The sequence below is a fragment of the Bacillus sp. B-jedd genome (genome assembly GCF_000821085.1).
GTDB lineage: Bacteria > Bacillota > Bacilli > Bacillales > Cytobacillaceae > Bacillus_D.
Genome location: NZ_CCXR01000001.1, coordinates 1,871,240 through 1,888,672, shown reverse-complemented (window position 1 = coordinate 1,888,672; position 17,433 = coordinate 1,871,240). Strand labels below are relative to the sequence as shown.

At 46.0% G+C, this 17,433-nt stretch carries 18 protein-coding genes; 4 read left to right on the top strand and 14 right to left on the bottom strand.

Annotation, left to right across the window (positions count from 1 at the left end):
- Positions 1 to 11 precede the first annotated feature (11 nt).
- Both BN1002_RS09165 and BN1002_RS09160 read left to right on the top strand, forming a co-directional pair.
- Positions 12 to 755 (top strand): YqcI/YcgG family protein, encoded by a 744-nt coding sequence (locus BN1002_RS09165; protein ID WP_048824707.1) that lies wholly within the window; start codon positions 12 to 14, stop codon positions 753 to 755.
- Between the two features lie 102 nt (positions 756 to 857).
- Positions 858 to 1,418 carry a cysteine hydrolase family protein gene (locus tag BN1002_RS09160; RefSeq protein ID WP_148362864.1) on the top strand — a complete coding sequence of 187 codons (561 nt, stop codon included), beginning with the start codon at positions 858 to 860 and terminating at the stop codon, positions 1,416 to 1,418.
- Positions 1,419 to 1,539: 121 nt separating this feature from the next.
- Here BN1002_RS09160 and BN1002_RS09155 read toward each other — a convergent pair whose 3' ends face one another.
- Both BN1002_RS09155 and BN1002_RS09150 read right to left on the bottom strand, forming a co-directional pair.
- On the bottom strand, positions 1,540 to 2,658 hold the full coding sequence (locus tag BN1002_RS09155; RefSeq protein WP_048824705.1) for a lipocalin family protein: 1,119 nt from the start codon (positions 2,656 to 2,658) through the stop codon (positions 1,540 to 1,542).
- A 65-nt stretch (positions 2,659 to 2,723) separates the two neighbouring features.
- Positions 2,724 to 3,221: a GNAT family N-acetyltransferase gene (locus BN1002_RS09150; protein ID WP_048824703.1), complete on the bottom strand. Its 498-nt coding sequence runs from the start codon at positions 3,219 to 3,221 to the stop codon at positions 2,724 to 2,726.
- A gap of 101 nt (positions 3,222 to 3,322) precedes the next feature.
- On the opposite strand from BN1002_RS09150, the gene BN1002_RS09145 reads away from it, so the two are divergent.
- Positions 3,323 to 4,897, top strand: a complete 1,575-nt coding sequence (locus BN1002_RS09145) for a M2 family metallopeptidase (protein WP_231575009.1) — start codon at positions 3,323 to 3,325, stop codon at positions 4,895 to 4,897.
- A gap of 854 nt (positions 4,898 to 5,751) precedes the next feature.
- On the opposite strand, the gene BN1002_RS09140 is transcribed toward BN1002_RS09145, so the two are convergent.
- The 9 genes from BN1002_RS09140 to BN1002_RS09100 form a co-directional block, all read right to left on the bottom strand.
- Entirely contained in the window at positions 5,752 to 7,092 is a 1,341-nt protein-coding gene (locus tag BN1002_RS09140) for an ABC transporter permease (RefSeq protein ID WP_048824701.1), read from the bottom strand.
- On the bottom strand, positions 7,089 to 7,778 hold the full coding sequence (locus BN1002_RS09135; protein WP_048824700.1) for an ABC transporter ATP-binding protein: 690 nt from the start codon (positions 7,776 to 7,778) through the stop codon (positions 7,089 to 7,091). Before BN1002_RS09135 ends, BN1002_RS09140 begins: the two co-directional genes overlap by 4 nt.
- Positions 7,779 to 7,910: 132 nt before the next feature.
- Positions 7,911 to 8,432 (bottom strand): RNA polymerase sigma factor, encoded by a 522-nt coding sequence (locus tag BN1002_RS09130; RefSeq protein ID WP_048824699.1) that lies wholly within the window; start codon positions 8,430 to 8,432, stop codon positions 7,911 to 7,913.
- Positions 8,433 to 8,445: 13 nt separating this feature from the next.
- Positions 8,446 to 10,434 (bottom strand): DUF6449 domain-containing protein, encoded by a 1,989-nt coding sequence (locus BN1002_RS09125; protein WP_048824698.1) that lies wholly within the window; start codon positions 10,432 to 10,434, stop codon positions 8,446 to 8,448.
- Positions 10,409 to 11,308, bottom strand: coding sequence for an ABC transporter ATP-binding protein (locus tag BN1002_RS09120; RefSeq protein ID WP_048824697.1), 900 nt, complete (start codon positions 11,306 to 11,308; stop codon positions 10,409 to 10,411). The genes BN1002_RS09125 and BN1002_RS09120 overlap by 26 nt, the downstream gene beginning before the upstream one ends.
- Before the next feature lies 1 nt (position 11,309).
- A complete protein-coding gene (locus BN1002_RS09115; protein ID WP_048824696.1) occupies positions 11,310 to 11,687 on the bottom strand; it encodes a GntR family transcriptional regulator in 378 nt (125 codons plus the stop codon).
- Positions 11,688 to 12,173: 486 nt separating this feature from the next.
- Complete coding sequence (locus BN1002_RS09110) at positions 12,174 to 13,550, bottom strand: MATE family efflux transporter (RefSeq protein ID WP_048824695.1); 1,377 nt, start codon at positions 13,548 to 13,550, stop codon at positions 12,174 to 12,176.
- Between the two features lie 157 nt (positions 13,551 to 13,707).
- Positions 13,708 to 13,953, bottom strand: a complete 246-nt coding sequence (locus BN1002_RS09105; protein WP_048824694.1) for a glutaredoxin family protein — start codon at positions 13,951 to 13,953, stop codon at positions 13,708 to 13,710.
- 14 nt (positions 13,954 to 13,967) lie between these two features.
- A complete protein-coding gene (locus BN1002_RS09100) occupies positions 13,968 to 14,450 on the bottom strand; it encodes a hypothetical protein (protein WP_048824693.1) in 483 nt (160 codons plus the stop codon).
- 186 nt (positions 14,451 to 14,636) lie between these two features.
- Here BN1002_RS09100 and BN1002_RS09095 point away from each other — a divergent pair, with 186 nt between their 5' ends.
- Complete coding sequence (locus BN1002_RS09095; protein WP_048824692.1) at positions 14,637 to 15,098, top strand: hypothetical protein; 462 nt, start codon at positions 14,637 to 14,639, stop codon at positions 15,096 to 15,098.
- A gap of 78 nt (positions 15,099 to 15,176) precedes the next feature.
- Here BN1002_RS09095 and BN1002_RS09090 read toward each other — a convergent pair whose 3' ends face one another.
- From BN1002_RS09090 to BN1002_RS09080, 3 genes are all read right to left on the bottom strand, one after another.
- Positions 15,177 to 15,920 carry a uracil-DNA glycosylase family protein gene (locus tag BN1002_RS09090; RefSeq protein WP_048824691.1) on the bottom strand — a complete coding sequence of 248 codons (744 nt, stop codon included), beginning with the start codon at positions 15,918 to 15,920 and terminating at the stop codon, positions 15,177 to 15,179.
- Positions 15,921 to 15,966: 46 nt separating this feature from the next.
- The gene (locus BN1002_RS09085) at positions 15,967 to 16,440 is read right to left on the bottom strand and encodes a DinB family protein (protein ID WP_048824690.1); all 474 of its coding nucleotides are present in this window, start codon (positions 16,438 to 16,440) and stop codon (positions 15,967 to 15,969) included.
- Between the two features lie 144 nt (positions 16,441 to 16,584).
- On the bottom strand, positions 16,585 to 17,328 hold the full coding sequence (locus BN1002_RS09080; protein WP_048824688.1) for a Cof-type HAD-IIB family hydrolase: 744 nt from the start codon (positions 17,326 to 17,328) through the stop codon (positions 16,585 to 16,587).
- Between the last annotated feature and the right edge of the window lie 105 nt (positions 17,329 to 17,433).

The following is a 17,433-nucleotide window of genomic DNA, read 5'->3' as shown; positions in this document are numbered from 1 at the left end:
GAGGAATTTGCGTGGTTTTATATACAAAAGAAGAGCTGTTCCAAGCGGAGATTGAGCCTTGGAAAAAGGATGCCTACGAAAAATTCGACCGTAAAATGACGGATGTGGAAAAGCCTTTTCCGTGTATACCGGCGACACTCGGCCACCGGTTCAATCATTTCCGGTATGGATTCCTGCCTGCCCCAACAGACTCCGGCTCATCCAGGGAGCTGGCTCTCGCATTGGAAGAGTTTTCGACTATATATCAAACAACTGGTCTTTATGCTTCCCTTGTTTTGTTTTATGAAAAAAGCGTTGACGAGCTGACAGTCGAGGACTATGAACAGGTTTTTTGGGAACAGCTCGGACGTGTCTGCCATTTTGATAAAATAGAGTGGCCAGCCCATATCCCGCTTGACCCGGAAGATTCCCTGTGGGAGTTCTGCTTCCATGGTGAACAGTATTTCGTTTATTGCGCCACTCCAGCACACCGGAACAGGCAGAGCCGTTATTTCCCTTATTTGATGCTCGCGATTACGCCAAGGTCCGTGCTAGTTGAATTGAATAAATCGCCCGAGCGCGCGGCAAAATTAAAAACGCAAATCCGCAAGCGGCTTGAAAACTATGATTCTGTCCCGCCCCATCCAGATTTGAATGCATATGGCCAGGAAGACAATTTCGAGTGGAAACAGTATTACCTCCGTGATGATGAGTCAACGGCTGGGAAATGCCCCTTTCATCACTTTTTAAAGGAGCGGGAAGACAATAACGGTTAACAGGGGCATGTCAGCGGGCATGCCTCTTATTTTGGAATAGAATCCAGTAAGAGGATGAAACTAACAACATCATATTTATAGGAGTGAACCGCCTTGGGTAAATTGATAGGGACACCCGCGTTGCTGATTCTTGATGTCCAAAAGGGATTCGACGACCCGTATTGGGGAAAGAGGAATAACCCGGATGCAGAGCAAAATATCCTCAAGCTTTTGACGGAATGGCGCAAGCGGAACTGGGAGGTCATTTATTCCCAGCACCTGTCCGTTGAACCACAATCGCCGCTGAATCATAAAAATGCATTAGGAATCCAAATAAAAGATTCATTAAAGCCGGACGAAGATGAGACGGTTTTCACGAAAAACGTCAACAGCGCCTTCATCGGTACCCCGCTCGAAGTTTACTTAAACGAAAAGAAAATCAAGACACTCTTCATCACAGGCTTGTCCACCCAGCATTGTGTCTCAACGACGACAAGGATGGCGGGCAATCTCGGCTTTGTGAATTTCCTCGTCTCCGACGCAACGGCTGCGTTCGAAATTACCGACCATCGTAAAGTGAAACACCCTGCGGAGACAATACATGAAATTGAGCTCGCTACGCTCCATAAAGAATTCGCAACAATTGTGACGACTGATTGGGTCCTTGATACCCTGCAGAGTTAAATGGGATTTACCCTAAATTGTCACAGTAGATTTGCAAATCCTCTGTAGAATAACACTTCAATTGAAGGATATAGGGGCGAAGACCTCTATATCCCCGTTTGCGGTTATTTCAATTACTCACTCAGGAAGTATGGCTGTTATTCACGTCCTGCTTATGTCCCGCATAGCCTACGAGTTCCATGAATCCCCTGCCGCTGATCGGCTTCCGGCCGCCCCCTGGCAGTATTTCAATGCCGCTCACCTTAACAGCTCCTTCCCAAATGCCTCTCAGCGGACCGATGATTGGCATCTCCTGCTTGGGAAACTCCGCTTCCACGGAAAGCTCCATCCCGAAATCAGGAATTGTAATGTTCCAGGTGACCGGATAACTCGCATTTGTCTCGAAACTCCGCCAATAACTCCTCTTTTCAAAACAAACTTCCCTTGTAAACTGAAGCGAGCCGTCTATTTCAATCAAATTGGCCATCATGGAATGAGTCTTATTCTTGCCGGCAGTCATTTCATTTATTAACAGCTCCCGGCCATCACTTAGCTGCAATCCGAACCAGTTCCAGCCCCTGCCTTTGGCAAGACTGTAGCCACGTCCCCATTGGTGGTCGAACCACCCATATCCAATAACGCTCTCCAATCCTTTTTCCGTCCGAATTTCGCCGTAAACCCGGTTTCGTGTGTGCGAGTAATAGTAGAGTTCACCCGGCTTTCCCTGTCCGCCGATTAGGGCGACCGGCTTCTCTGGAGTAAATCCAAGTTCCGCCTCATAATGGGGATGGCTCAGCGTCACTTCAAAGGAATCTTCCAATTCGCCGCTGAATGTCATTTTGTTTTTGCCATATATCAACTCTGTTGGGCCTTCCGTCACTTTCACCCCGCTTAGCTTCTGATGCAGAGCCGGCAGTTTCCCTTTCAGGAGCATTTTCTCCTGTTTCCAAATATGGCTGTCCGCCGGGTTCAACAGCAAATAGAGCGGAAGGTAAAAGCCGGCCATCTGCATGGTCAGGGACGGATCGATTGCGGAATAGTTGTGATTGACTTTTCTGTTCAAGTCTATTAGGGAATGAATAAGATAGTGACCCTTCAGGAAGCTCGTTTCACCGATGCGGAAGAAGCAGGTCATCAACGCGTAACGGCCGCCTCGGTCACCATTCAAAAACGCAAAGCAATACCACCATTCCACATTCGAATCGTCATGTTTCCCGGCATCCATCGGGAGCGTGATATCCTGACCACGCTTTTTCTTCATTTCCCTCACCACAGCCTTATTCTTTTTACTGTAAGGTATGCGCGTATGCGGAATTTTGCTTTCTATTATATGGCCAGGCTCATCAAATCTTCGCTGTACATAACGCCATCAACTTGAAGGGCATGGCTGTCGATGCCGTATGTTTTGAACCCGAGCGATTCGTAGAGCTTTTTAGCCGGAAGGTTGCTCGACGTAACCGATAAGTATAGATGGGTGATGTTCCCCAGTTTTTTCGCTTTTTTAATGGCCTCTGATACAAGTTGTTTTCCGGTTCCTGCCTGCCGGTATTCAGGTAAGACATACATCGCGAAAATATTTGCCCGGTGCCTGAGCTTCGGCTTCCCTTCCCTCACGAGCGTAACAGTGCCAGCCAATTTACCACCAATAAACGCCCCATATGTCTGTGCATTTTCATCACTGAACCGTTGCTTGAAAAGCTCAAGCGGGTGGTTCAGTGTCTCTTCATAGCTTGCGGCGAAGGCTTCTGGATGGTCTTTAAGTGCCTTAAGCCGTAAGACTCGGTATTCCTCAGCATCTTCGGGCAAAAGTTTTCTAATTTCCATAAACATTCTCCTTTTGGCAAAATTTTCATGGCAGTCTCCTGGTAATTGTACTACAATTTAAGGTATTATGATTATTTTAGAAAAGAAAGGCAGCGATGACAATGGAAACCGTAGAATCGTTTTTGCAAAAATTGAATGAAGAATTGAGGCTGCACACCTTAAAGGTGACCGAAGCCAGCTGGAAGGCGCAGACAACCGGAGAGGCCGAATGGGCTGAAAAGCTCGCCAAGGTGAGTACAGAGCTAAGCTTGTTTTTTGCCAATAAGGATACATACGCGAAAGCCCAGCAATTCCTTAAGGCAGAAGACTTAAGTGAGTTGGAAAAGCGCCAGCTCGAAGGATTCGTCATTAATATGAAAAGCAAACAGCTGCCTGAGGAAATCCTCGCCGACCTTTCAAAACGGTCATCGGAACTGAATTTGCGCTTTAATACTTACTCACCTGAAGTAGATGGGAAAGCCTATTCGGCCAATGACATCCGCGAAGTGCTGACGAACAGCACCGATTTGGAGCTGCGGAAAAAGGTTTGGTTTGCGAGCAAAGAAGTTGGCAAGGTCGTCGAAAAGGATCTGCTAGTGCTCGTTGAGAAGCGGAACGAAGCGGCCAGGCTGCTCGGCTACGAAAATTACCACGAAATGGCATTCGATCTTCAGGAACTCGACCGTGATGAGGTTTTCTCGATTTTCAGGAAACTGGTGGAGCAATCTGATGCAACATACCGGAAAATGAAAGCGGAACTGGATGAGCGCCTCGCCGCGAAGTTCGGCATTGACGTGTCCGAAATCAGGCCGTGGCATTATGTCGACCCATTTTTCCAGGAGGCGCCGCCTTCCGATGCGACGAATCTTGACCGTTTCTACAAGGGCAAAGACCTTTTGCAGCTGACTACCGATACGTTCAACGCGATGGGCATCGATGTGACTGACCTCTATGAAAAGAGCGACCTTTATCCTCGCGAAAAGAAAAATCCGACCGCATTCTGCACGGATATGGACCGCGCCGGCGATGTCCGCGTGCTGTGCAACCTGACCGAAAGTGCTTATTGGATGGAGACGAACCTGCATGAATTCGGCCATGCCGCTTACTTCAAATATGTCGACCCGTCCCTGCCGTTCAGCCTGCATTCGTACAGCCACATCCTCACAACCGAAGCCATCGCGATGCTTTTCGGGAAAATGGGCAAAGACCCGCGCTGGCTAAAGCGTTTCCTGCAGCTTGACGAGGAAACTGTGACCGAGCTGACTCCAGAACTGGCAAGCTACCAGCAGCTCCATATGCTGATTGCCGCCCGCTGGATCATCACGTTTGTCTTTTTTGAAAAGGAGCTGTATGAAAACCCTGACCAAGATTTGAACGCATTGTGGTGGAAAACAGTCGAGGAAATTCAGCTCGTCACCCCGCCAGAAGATCGCAGCAACCCGGATTGGGCTGCAAAAATTCATTTCACCCTCGCACCGGTTTACTATCAGAATTATGCGCTTGGAGAACTAGTCGCTGCCCAGCTGCAGCGATACATCGAGCGCAACGTATCACCGGAAATCTTCACCGAAGAAACCGGAAAACTGCTCGTCGAGTCCTTCTTTAAGCCAGGCGCCCTGTATTCCTGGAATGAGAAAATTCGTCGTGTGACCGGTGAAAAGCTGAATCCGCAGTACTTTGCGGAGCTGTATTGCTAGGGTTTTAGTTAGTAAACTTTGATATGTGCCCCCCGCCTGATTGGCTGGGGTTTTTTTTGCAAAATTGACTAGTGAAAATTGGCTACATTTTTGTATTTATATAGTAGGGGCCTGACCCCTACTAGATTTTGCTCACAAAAAGTAGTTACTTCACTAGTTACCCGAACCTCTTTTTCGCAAAATTAACTAGTGAAAATTGGCTACGTTTTTCTATTTATATAGTAGGGGCCTGACCCCTACTAGTTTTCGCTCATAAAATATAGTTACTTTACTAGTTACCCTCACCTCTTTTTTGCAAAAATAACTAGTGATAATTGGCTATGTTTTTGTATTTATATAGTCGGCGTCTGACGCTTACTAGTTTTTGCTCGCAAAAAGTAGTTACTTCACTAGTTACCCGCACCTCTTTTTGGCAAAATTAACTAGTGTAAATTATTTATTTAGTAGGGCCCTGACCCCCTACTAGTTTTTGCTCAAAAAATATAGTTACTTCACTAGTTACCCGCACCTCTTTTTCGTAAAATTGACTAGTGAAAATTGCCTATGTTTTTGTATTTATATAGTCGGGGTCTGGCCCCTACTAGTTTTCACTCCAAAATATAGTTACTTCACTAGTTACCCGCACTTCTTTTGCAAAATTTACTAGTGAATATTGGCTATATTTTTTTATTTATATAGTCGGGGTCAGGCCCCTACTAGTTATCGCTCCAAAAAAATAGTTCCTTCACTAGGCAAGTACACAAGGAAGACTAGTTAAAAAAAGCCACCTCAGCAAACCCCTCTCTACAAAAGTACACAACAAACAAAAACAAGCACCCAACTCATCTAAGCCGGGTGCCTCTCATTTAAAACTATTAAACTTCTCTCCTCAACGCGCTAAGCACATCCACTCTGGTTGCACGTTGTGCCGGGCGCAGACCGGACAAAATTGTAACGATGTAGCAGATCAAAAAGCTGATGACCGGCAATGTCCATGGGATGCTGCTGAATTTCAACCCTTCTGGTGCTTGTTCGCCAAATACCTGCTGAATGATGAGCGGGATGCCCAGGTTGACGGCGAAGCTGATCAGATAAGCGACCGCTGTTCCAATCAGCGCGCCAATGATGCCGATGTAGGAGCTTTCCAATAGGAAGATTCCCTTGATCGTTTTCGGGCTGGCGCCGATTGCTTTCATAATCCCAATATCCTGCGACCGTTCCGTCACCGCCATTGTCATCGTGTTGTAAATGCCGATAGAGGCGATCAAGACGGCGATGGTACCGATGAAAATAAGGCCCGCTTTCACAATCGTGAAAATCATATTGACTTCCTTCAGCTCTTTCAAAACAGAATAAGTCATATAATCATCTTTTTCCAACGTTTCGGTAATTCCTTTAACCGCTTCAAGATTGGTCGCATATACCTTGACTTCATCATATTCTGGCATGACAAAGCCATCCTCAGTATTGTTCGGCTCCATCACCGCACCCCTTGGCGTTCCGGTGAATTCCTCAATTTGCTTCAATAGCCCCTCTGAAATAAACACCATCCGGTCAAAAACCCACTCCTTTGTCGGCTGCTTGCGAATGCCGGCAACAGTGACCTCGAAGGTTTTCGGGACCTCTTTCCCATCGACCATCTTATTGACGGTCATTGTTAAGGTTTTGCCAACCAGGGATTCCTTGAAGCGATACTCATCCTTCAATTTCCCTTTATTGTCATAGATTTGCTCCCCATCGGAGCCTTTTGGAATCAAGCCTTCGACAAAATCATAGCCGAGAATAACTTCATTGTCATTTTCAGCCACCTTGCCCTCCGCAAGTTCAAAGCCTGCCTTCAACTCGGACGGCATATGGGAGACAATTGTCTGGCTGTACGCTTCATAATTGCCGATTGTGTAAATCCCATCCTGTTGGAGATTGATTCTTCTTACGACTGATTTGACATTTTCCATCTTTTCGAACTTGGCGATATCATCATCAGACACAGGCTGGAAACCGTTCTCATCATTTTGCTTTCCATGGACCTGAATTTCAGTGACAATCTGGCGACTGGTAATTTCCTTGACGATCGATGAGTGCAAGCCGAAGCCGACTGATGCCAACACGATCAGAAATGCACTACCCATTGCCGCTGCCAGGATTGTCATAAATACTCTCGTTTTACTTTTCTTCATATTTTGCCGGACGAACCGGAACTGGTCCTTCAATTTCATGCGAAAACCTCCTCTAATACCCTGCCATCACGCAGTTCAATTGTTCGGTGCCCGATTCTGGCTACCTGGTCATCGTGAGTGATGATCAAGAAGGTAATGCCCAGTTCCCTGTTCAATTGGACGATAAAATCAAGCAGTTCCTCTTCCGTTTCACTATCAAGGCTCCCGGTCGGTTCATCGGCGAGGATGATCGGCGGGTTGACGACAAGCGCCCTTGAAATACTGACACGCTGCTGCTGGCCGCCTGACAGTTCGCCTGGATAATGGTCCTTATACTCGAGCAGGCCGACTTTTGAAAGCATCTCCTCGGTTGTCCTTTTCCGTTCCGCTTCCCCCATCCCCTGCAAAACTAGCGGAAGTTCAACATTTTCATATGCGGTCATGCTTTGGATCAATTGAAAGCTTTGGAAAATGAAGCCGAGATGCTTAATCCTGAAGTCAGCGAACTTTGATTCACTTAGGCCGGTCACTTTCGTCCCATCTATAATTATTTCACCCTCAGTTGGGCGGATGAAGCCGCTCACCAAATTAAGTAATGTCGATTTCCCTGATCCGCTCCGGCCAACAACGGTGACGATTTCCCCTTTGCCGACTTCGAGCGAAACATCCTTCAGGACAGGGATAATCGTTTTGTTCCCCTTTTTCCCAATTTCAAATTGATGGGATAAATTTTTAATTGTAATCATCAGGTTTCTCCTAATCCGTTTTTATAAAATATGTGCTTCCGCATCCTTGCTCTGGAGGGATGCGGAAAAAATTTGCCTCCCGGGTTGCTTCTTAGCGCAAACCGGAGGCCTATCAAAAACACAGTCTCTTGCTTAAGCGATATTTTTCTCCAACATCGCTTTCCTGAGCTGTTTCCTTGCCCGGTAAAGCCTGGTTCTGACAGTGGCCGATTTGAGATTCAGTGAGGTGGCAATCTCAAGTTCTTTCATTCCGTAGTCTACCCTCATGACCATCACTTTCCGGTAGTCTTCGGTCATCCCGAACATCGCCGCACGCACTTCTTCCTGGAGGAGGATGAATTCGAACTTTTTGTCGGTCGATTCTGATACTCCCTTTTCGGTGATTCGCTGCTCCATTACTGTTTGGTCGGCCGGTACCCAGCGCTTTCGCTGTTCCGCCCTTACGAAATCAATCGCGGTCCGCCTCGTCACCGAGGAAAGCCAGGCGCCGACTTTATCCATATCTTCAATCGTGCCGAGCTTTTTATATGCCTTCAAAAAACTTTCCTGGACAACGTCTTCAGCCAGATAGCTGTCTTTCGTTACACTGTAGGCGACTTGCAGCATTCTTGCTGAATATTTTGAGTACAATTCGTTAAAATCCAGTTCGGCCATCTCCATCCCCCTCTCATTTTGCAAAATGGCTCTTTATAAATGCAGGTGCATCTTTTTCATTGAATGACCGTATTTCCTTCATATCTCTGCGGTTATAGACGAAAATAGCAAGGTAATCCTTTTTTTCATACCAACTGTAGCCTGCCTGGTCCAGCGCTTCTTGAATTTTTTCTTTGTCTTTTATCTTCAATGTATCTGGGTCATTCTCCATTTCGTTGATCAGACTTCCAATTGGGTCATCAGATCTTTCCCGGAAATCAGTTGTTTCGGCAAGTTTTTTGGATACAAGAATGTATTTGACATCCTTTGGTGTAATTACAGCTTCGTCATACAGTCCCTTCTCCTTTAACCAGCCTTGAAATTCTCTATATGACGTTTTTAGCTGCATGTGAACCGTGTCTGAATTATCCGTAATTTCAATCGTTGTATATGTTCCAACCGGAGCTCTCCACTCTTCATATGTTTCATTCTCAAGCTCTTTTTTCAAAATCGACACAGCTTCATGAATTTCTTCTACATCTGAAATGGAAACAATCTTTTCAAGGCCTGCTTCGTCCCTGATATTGATCTTGCGTATTGATTCTTCTTTTATTTTGAAAAGAGGGTTTGTGGCCCGGATGTATTCTGTACTCATCTGAAGGGGGCGAAGCCATTTCTCATATTCGCGCTCATTGATCCGATACTCCCGGATGACCTTCTTGCCACTCTTCAATTCATAAATAAAATAGAAATATCCCGTGTTGCGGAGGTCGTGTTTGTTCATTTTTTCATTGGCGATAATTTCCGAATGAAGCTTTCTGACCGAATCGATTGATTCAATGCTCTTCAACGGGCTTGGCATATAAATCGTGTCTTCTTCATTACGGGAAATGATTTGATTGGACAGTGTTACTTTCTTAATCTTCTCCTGTGCCGGCACGTACTTTTCGTATCCGCCGAAAGACTGGATCCCGATGAGCAAAGCAACAATGATCCCGCTGTACACTGCGAATCCACGGAAATTCGCAAGGCCGAATACCCTCCAGGTTTTCTGAAGGACCATTTCTGCGACAAAATAACCAAAGACCGTACCGAACGCGTAGCCGAACAGCAGCCAGTTAAAAGTCCGCTGGTACTCTCCGAAGTACAAGCCGCCGAGCATCATCATACAGACGGTGACGCCGAACTTAAAAATCGCTTTTAAAGAACCGAATGCAAGCGGTTCAGAGGCGGCTTCTGCATTTCTCCGTTTATATATCAATAGGGCGAGAATATACAGGACGACAGTAATCACCATATAGAGCAAAAGCGACTGCCAGCCAATCCTCCCGTCTGTTCCTTCTAAAATCGTTAAATGGGTAATTGGTGATATTAACTCTATCCTTCCAACTTGGAAATAATCACTTGGGAACCCATAGAGAAGCATCCCAAGGTTATAGGTTAGCAGCAGGGAGATTCCTGCCGGGAACAATAGGAGGATATATGTAAGTACGGCCTGAACGACTGATATGCCGGTAACCATGGCCACAAATACGCCTGCAAAATACATAACGAGATTAAAAACCGCCGTAACTGCTGCCCATTGAAAAATATCCTCAAAGCCGTAATAATAGTCCCAACCGTAAACCACCTGCAAAATCATCAAAATGATCGAAATCGCCAGTATCGGCAGCAACAGGAAAACCATTCCCGCAACCGAATAAAAATGAAAGATTTTATCGCGTGATACAGGAAGGCTATGCATCATATCCGACCATTGCCGAACCTGCAGGAATCGGAATAAAAAGACCGATAACAGGACTGGCGCAGCAATCAGCAGAATAAACTGGATGGCGTAATCATACTGAAACAGATTGGCCGGAGGATGCCAGTTATCATCATAGATTGTTTCGCTGTACATCAGCATCATCCGGATTGGCAATGCAAACAGCAGGCCAAGGAAATAGACAATCGAAATCCAGCCAACGTTTCTCGCGATTTGGAGGAATAAATCTCTATTAAACAATGACATTTTTGATTGCATAGCCAATATCCCCCATTTCGTAGATGAATATTTCTTCTAATGTTAGTGAAAGCCAGTCGAAGATGACGGGATTCGTTTTGCGGATCTTCCGGACGATTTCTTCTTCATTTCCCCTTACAATCAGCAAAAGAATGCTTCCCCTCTTTTCCGTGTGAAGCACATTCATTTTCCCGATCAGCTCTTCAGGCATCCCGTCCTTATAGGCAAGCTGAATCTTATGAACATCCGATTTCAAGTCATCGATGTCTTTTTCAAGCAATAGCTGCCCTTGATGGAGAATGCCGATATGATCACAGAAATCCTCGATTTCCCTTAAGTTATGGGAAGATACAACGATGGTCATTTCCCGCTCCGCGACATCTTGGACAAGCAGATTCTTCACTTTCTTTCGGACTACCGGATCGAGTCCGTCCATCGGTTCGTCAAGGATCAGCAATTCGGGCATCGTCGACAGCCCGAGCCAAAACGCAACCTGGCGTTGGACCCCTTTTGAAAAAGTATGGATTTTCTTATTGATGTTTATTTCGAAAACTTCTTCCAGCTTTTGAAAGCGCTCCTCGTTCCAGCGGCTGTAGATGCTTCGATAAAACCTCGCCATTTGCTTCGTCGTGTATTGGGGTAAAAAAAATGGCTGGTCCGGTATGTAAAAAATCCTGTCCTTGAGTGTTGTGTTCCCATAAATTTCTTTGCCGTCATACGTTGCCTCGCCGTTGTCCGGTTTATAAATGCCGGCCATCAGCTTAATGACAGTCGTTTTGCCGGCGCCATTCGATCCGATCAGCCCGTAAATGGAGCCGTGTGAGATATTTAAATCAACATTCCTTAGCGCAGGCTGGCTATTGAATGTTTTTTCGATGTTTTTCATGTGAATCATTTCAGTCTGCCCCCTTTTTGGCATCTGTTTCTATAATTAGGGCCTTTAATTCTTCAACGGAAACCCCTAGATACAAGGCCTCTAAAACAAGCTTCTCCAAATCCTGCATTACTTGCGATATCTTCTCTTTCTCTGTCCCTTTAGCAATCGGATTAACGAAACTGCCCTTGCCTTTCAGCGAATAAATGAATCCCTGTACCTCTAATTCGCGGTAGGCCTTCTGGATTGTATTCGGATTGATCGTCAATTCCTGGGCAAGCGTCCGGACCGATGGCAGCTGTTCATCAGGCTGAAGAATTTCATTAATAATCAATTCCTTCAGCTTATCGACAAGCTGTTCATAAATCGGTTTCCGGCTCCTAAGGTCAAGATCGAACATGATGACCCCCTATCTGTACTAAGTGTACTAGGTGTACTAGGTGTATTAGGTGTATTACTACTCTTAATACAGTTGATTATATAGCAAGCTTTTGCAAAAGGGAAGAGGGTTTGGAAAAAATATTTTTCAGAGGAAATAATTATATAGGTTGAAATAAAAATTGGTATCACACTAGAACGTTGTGGTTGATTTCCGCTCCGGGCATTTCGCTTTCCGCGGGGCATCAGTGGAGCCTCCTCGTCGCGCTGCTCCTGTGGGGTCTCCACTTGCTGCTCAATCCCGCAGGACAAACAGCTTCTTCGAATGGGCTTTGCACGAAGGAAACGCGGCAGCGTTTTCGAGGAGTCTACATGCCTGAGCTCCAATCAACCAGTTCCCCAAATTAAATAGTGCAATGATTAAGTTCAACCTATCTAGACTCCTTTATCAAAAAAACCTCCAACCCGTTTTTGCGGATTAGAGGTTTTTAAAAGCGTTTTAAGATACTCAATGATTTTGCGCTGTTACTTGGCGGTCGCTTGGAAAGTTCTTTTTCTGGATAAAGATCAGCCTTGCGGATAAAGCGACGCCTGCGGCGAGGAGCCCGATCGTCAAGCCGATCCAATAGCCAGGCGCGCCGAGGCCGGTGTTATGGGCAAGGAGATACCCGATTGGCAGGCAGATGAGCCAGTAAGCAATCAGCGTCGTGATGAATGCTGGATTCACATCTTTATACCCGCGAAGCGCCGCCTGGGCTGTCACCTGGATGGCATCGGCAATCTGGAAAAACAGTGCGTAAATCAAGAATGACGCTGTCAGCGCGATAACGGCGCTGTCATTCGAATAGAGGCCAGCGACCTGTTCCCTGAATAACACGACAAGTATTCCCGTCCCTACCGCAATGATTACAGCGAGGTAGATCCCAAGCCAGCTGTATGTTTTCGCATCCCGGTACCTTTTTGCGCCGACTTCAAAGCCAACGAGCACAGTCTGGGCCAATGAAATCGAAATCGGGATCATATACAGGAACGAAACGATGTTCAGCGCGGACTGATAGGCGGCGATTGTCGTAACGCTGAACCGGGAAATCAGGATTGTCACTATCGCAAACATGCTTGTTTCAAAAAAGATCGACAGCCCCATCGGGACTCCGATTTTCAGAATTTCCGAGAATCGCTCCCAGGAAAACTCTCTGAAGTTGGCAAGTGAAACATAGACGGAGAATGGGTCTTTTGTTTTGATAAAAAAGGCTGTAATCGCTGCGATGACCCAATAGGTCACCGAAGTTGCGATGCCGGCGCCCGAACCGCCGAGTTCAGGAAAACCGAGGTTGCCGAAAATAAGAACATAATTCAAAAACAAATTGATTGGCAATCCCATGAGAAGGATGAACATAACGATTCTCGTTTTGCCAAGTGCGTAAATGAACGACCGCAGCACATTGAAAATAAATAGCGGTACAATCCCGAAGCTTAGCCCGACAAGGTAATCATGTGCCGTCTTATGAACACGCGGCTCCAAATCCATTGCAGTCAGGAGCGGATTCAGTGCGAAAGCTCCCACCGCAACGACTAATGCCGCAATTGCGAGCGCGAGATAAATCCCATGCGAAAGAATCGATGAGACCTCGTCATTTTTCTTCTCACCAAACCGCTGGGCGGCAATCGGTGAAACCGCGAGCAAGATTCCGCTCAACCCGGTGAAGACGGGGTTCCAAATCGATGAGCCAATTGCGACCCCTGCAAGGTCGGACGGATTGTATTTTCCCGACATAATCGTGCTAAAAAACACCATTGAAAACATACCCAGCTGAGTAATCAGGATGGGGATGAGCATAATGAAAATTTGTTTAACTTTTTCTTTCGTTGTGAATGTCTGATACATGTTGATACTCCCATGGCTAAATGTACTTATTTAAATGTCCAGGCACATATTCCGCCCGGACCCTGACGCAATCTCCTGAATAAGCATATACCAGAGCTTTCTGTTAAGGAAGACTTTTGCACATTATCCATCCACTTCCTGCAAAATTATTTCTCACTTAAAGTTGCAGTTTTGCCAGCTGAATGATTTCTTTCAATTCATTTGTAAATCCCTTCACTGCCTTGCCGCCAAAAACGGTCACAGGCACGCCAAGAAATCCATACGTTTCTACTTCTGATTTGAAAGTTGGATTAGTGCTTATGTCCCTTGCTTCAAACTGGATGCCTTCCTCTTCAAGCACCCGCTTAACCATTGTACATTCGATACAGTCGTTCGTTGTGTAGACGATCACTTTATTTGTCATTTCTTTCTCCCCTGTTACAAAAATATGTGGCCAAACACGATAGCAATAAATATGAAAGCTGTTGTGTAATGATTTTTCCTACGCTTCCCGGTCGACTTTTTGTGCCTTCGATAACCAGTGAATAAAACAGTGCCAAGCAAGGCGATTGCCACTGCCCCGCTGATGGTTTTTGCCTGCAAAAGGCTTTCGAAATGGGCGTAACCCATCAGGATGGCGTGCCCGGCGATCAAGACTGTCCCGGTCACGGCTAAAGGAATATGATATTTCATCATTCTCTTGGAAATCCCGGCGAGCCGTACCTTTACATCACGGACCCTGCTTTTCCTGATTAATAGGAAAACGAAATACATATTCAGATTCACTAGGAACAAGACGAACGCCCCCTGGCCGAGCAGCTTTCCAAAAAGGACCGCATTGGAATCATAGCCCCGGTAAAAGCTGACCGACAGGATGAGAATGATCGTTAAACCGTTCGTAATGAGCCAGCGGTTAATCATGAGGACGTCCTCCCTTTCCTATTTTGTCAAGAAATTTATTTAGAAAATTCGAAAAATTACCTCTTCTTGTAAGCGTTTCCTCTATTGTATAATGGCTCAAATACTTTTTTTCGTACAGATTGTTTAAAAGTTGAATATATATTTAACAATGATAACAGAGAAAAAATGCAAATGGGGGAAAACAGCATGATTTGCTTTTGTGAAGAACTTGACAGCGTCCGCTATGGCTTGACAGGCAAGGTGGTCATTTTGGAAGGAAAGGAAACAATCCTGCAGGTTTACGGCTTGAAAAGCGGCCATTATCTGGAGCTTGCGGGAATAGACACCCGGCTGCTGACGATGTTTTACAAATCCATGATCCCAGGCATCGATTGGTTTATCGTTGTGTATGATTATAAAAATTTCTGTTCCGACCCTGAAATGAAAGAGGCGATCATCTGGCACGAGCTTGGCCATATCGACCATCCTGTTGAAAAGGACCAGCACAACGTCGAATGCGAAATCCGCTGTGATGAACTTGCCATTAAACGCGGCTATAAGGAAGGCATGAAACGTGTCCTCGATCTGACACAAAAAATGGCCAACGCGCTCAATAACAAGCTGCTTGCCGATATGACAAACGAACGGCTCGTCAGGCTGTCCGGCTAGAAAGAATACAGAAAAAAATTCAGGCTTGCATAAGCGCCCGGATTTTTCTTTCGCACAAATATTACGCGGCAGAACCCCCTAGTTGAAAAACCGGGCCAGGTCCTGCCGCATTTTCTCTTTATTTTCAGCAAATTGGCGATGCCGGTGGCCGTTGCTTCCCGATGGATGCGGAAATGTCTTGAGTACATGGCTGTCATCCTGCCATCCATCCTTGACCAGCTCTTCGATTACCCGCGAAACATTAACTCCAAGCGGGATAATGAGCGGACTTTTAAGCATGGCGTGGTCTTTTGCAAAATAAGTCTCAATATACGTCCGCAGCAATTCCGTTTTCAACGGGTCTGGACGCGAACCGTTATAGTTTTTGCCAGCGAAAAAAACAGCGTGCGGAAGGATCGATGATGTCTGTACAAGGCCATTCGCCTCACCGAATAGTTCTATTGTTGACCGTATCCCGAGCTGCTCGTTGAGACCAAGTTCATCGAGCATAGCGACAAGATTTTTTCGCATAGTCCCTTCAAAGCTCGACCGCTTTTTCACTTCCCGCAAAATCTCTTCGTCCGTCAAGGATTCGTTTTGTAAATCCCATACTGTTTGAAAGGCTACTTGCATTTGGTGCATACCGGGCGTGATGCCGGCAATGAGTATTTTCGCCTCGGTATTGATGTATTCGAACGGCGCATAAAAGATTTCCAGCCTATTTCGCTCATCCTGATCCAACAAGAAATCTTGGCTCCGTAAGTCTTCTTCGCTTAAAGGGGATGGCAGTGCTTGAATTTTATCCTTGAATAGGTTGAACATCGAGCTTCTGACAATTGCCATCGCCATCCTCCTTTGGCTGTAGTGGGATAGTTTTTTTGAAAATCACCTAAAGATTTGACGGTGTCCAGCTGCCCTGCAGCTTTCTGAGCGTGACAATTTGACCGATGTGATAGGCATTATGCAGGATATAGTGCGCGGCTCGTTTTCCCCAATCCTCTTCGTCAAGCTTTTCAGGATTTTCTTCAAGTGCCGTTCGCCAACCTGCATAGGCTTTCTTGAGCCTCTCTACGGACTTTTCCCAGTTCTCTTCCGTCTTCTCCTCTTCGATTTCAAAAGTCATCTGGTTTTCAATCGAAGTGATTTCCCCAACAGAACCCGGTTTATATTTTTCCAAATAAACCTCGCTCCAATGCGCCAAATGCTGGACCATCGCCCAGATGGAATTGGAATCATCGCCCGGCGTCCAAACCGCCTGTTCGTATGTGACTCCTTTTAGGGCATCCTCTAGTGAAGTGAACCAGCCCGATGTATCATATGTAGCTGCCAGTTGCTCAAGAAGAACGTCTTTTACTTGTGTCATTCCCTTTCCCCCCATTTCATTTGATTCAATTTTAACATTCGGAAAATAGCGCTGGCAAAATTGAAGTCCAGTCTGGCAGCCCTCTTTTCAAAGGCAAAAACCTCCTTCGAAAAGGAGGTTTCTTTTGCAAAAAATATGATTAAGTTAAAGTACCCATTCCCGGATCGCCTTGGCGACCCCTGATTCGTTGTTGTTGGCCGTGACCCAGTTGGCCTCATTCTTGACAACATCCTGCGCATTGCCCATTGCAATCCCGAGGCCTGCTTCTTTTATCATTAAAATGTCATTGAGGCTGTCACCGACCGCCATGACATTATCCATGTTGATTTCAAGCTTCTCGCACACTTTCTTCAATGCTTCAGCTTTATTGATTCCGACTGCATTGACTTCCAAATTGGTCGGGCTTGAATTGCTGATTTCCACCTCGCCCTTTTCCCGGAGGAGCCCAAGGACGGTTTCTCTGACCGCGTCTTCCGGAATATCGAAGCCGAATTTCAGCCACTCATGCTCATCCAGATTTCCAGGCATTTCATTCCGGTAAACCTTCTCCGTGCTGATTGCCCAGAAGTCTGTTTTGTGCTCTTTCGATACATCATACATCCACTTCATCAATGGCAGGCTAACTGGATTCCGTTCGACGAGATCGCCTTCCGGTCCATAAATTTCCGCTCCGTTGATCGTCACGAGATAAGAGGAAAGTTTGAGCGAAACCGCATAATCCCGGCAAGTCGCCAGGTTACGGCCCGTACTCAATACTACCTTAATCCCTTTTTCCTCCGCCTCTTGGATCGCTCGGCGATTTTCTTCAGATACCTCATGTGAGTCATCCAGCAGCGTTCCATCCATATCCAGTGCAATCAACTTGATGTCCAAATCTTCCCTTTGCATTCCATCACACTCCAAACAATTTCTCTGCTTACCATCTTAACAGAATGAAGCTGCGGAATGAATTTATCCGCTTTGGCACCTTTTTATAGTTGCTAGTAATGGCCA

Excerpts from the sequence above, each read along its gene's own strand:
- BN1002_RS09130 (WP_048824699.1), bottom strand. The coding sequence starts at position 8,432 with ATGGCCGAACTGGATTTTAACGAATTGTACTCAAAATATTCAGCAAGA.
- BN1002_RS09150 (WP_048824703.1), bottom strand. The coding sequence starts at position 3,221 with ATGGAAATTAGAAAACTTTTGCCCGAAGATGCTGAGGAATACCGAGTC.
- BN1002_RS09155 (WP_048824705.1), bottom strand. The coding sequence starts at position 2,658 with ATGAAGAAAAAGCGTGGTCAGGATATCACGCTCCCGATGGATGCCGGG.
- BN1002_RS09090 (WP_048824691.1), bottom strand. The coding sequence starts at position 15,920 with ATGGCAATTGTCAGAAGCTCGATGTTCAACCTATTCAAGGATAAAATT.
- BN1002_RS09135 (WP_048824700.1), bottom strand. The coding sequence starts at position 7,778 with ATGATTACAATTAAAAATTTATCCCATCAATTTGAAATTGGGAAAAAG.
- BN1002_RS09140 (WP_048824701.1), bottom strand. The coding sequence starts at position 7,092 with ATGAAATTGAAGGACCAGTTCCGGTTCGTCCGGCAAAATATGAAGAAA.
- BN1002_RS09120 (WP_048824697.1), bottom strand. The coding sequence starts at position 11,308 with ATGATTCACATGAAAAACATCGAAAAAACATTCAATAGCCAGCCTGCG.
- BN1002_RS09145 (WP_231575009.1), top strand. The coding sequence starts at position 3,323 with ATGGAAACCGTAGAATCGTTTTTGCAAAAATTGAATGAAGAATTGAGG.
- BN1002_RS09105 (WP_048824694.1), bottom strand. The coding sequence starts at position 13,953 with ATGACAAATAAAGTGATCGTCTACACAACGAACGACTGTATCGAATGT.
- BN1002_RS09125 (WP_048824698.1), bottom strand. The coding sequence starts at position 10,434 with ATGCAATCAAAAATGTCATTGTTTAATAGAGATTTATTCCTCCAAATC.
- BN1002_RS09100 (WP_048824693.1), bottom strand. The coding sequence starts at position 14,450 with ATGATTAACCGCTGGCTCATTACGAACGGTTTAACGATCATTCTCATC.
- BN1002_RS09110 (WP_048824695.1), bottom strand. The coding sequence starts at position 13,550 with ATGTATCAGACATTCACAACGAAAGAAAAAGTTAAACAAATTTTCATT.
- BN1002_RS09095 (WP_048824692.1), top strand. The coding sequence starts at position 14,637 with ATGATTTGCTTTTGTGAAGAACTTGACAGCGTCCGCTATGGCTTGACA.
- BN1002_RS09085 (WP_048824690.1), bottom strand. The coding sequence starts at position 16,440 with ATGACACAAGTAAAAGACGTTCTTCTTGAGCAACTGGCAGCTACATAT.
- BN1002_RS09115 (WP_048824696.1), bottom strand. The coding sequence starts at position 11,687 with ATGTTCGATCTTGACCTTAGGAGCCGGAAACCGATTTATGAACAGCTT.
- BN1002_RS09080 (WP_048824688.1), bottom strand. The coding sequence starts at position 17,328 with ATGCAAAGGGAAGATTTGGACATCAAGTTGATTGCACTGGATATGGAT.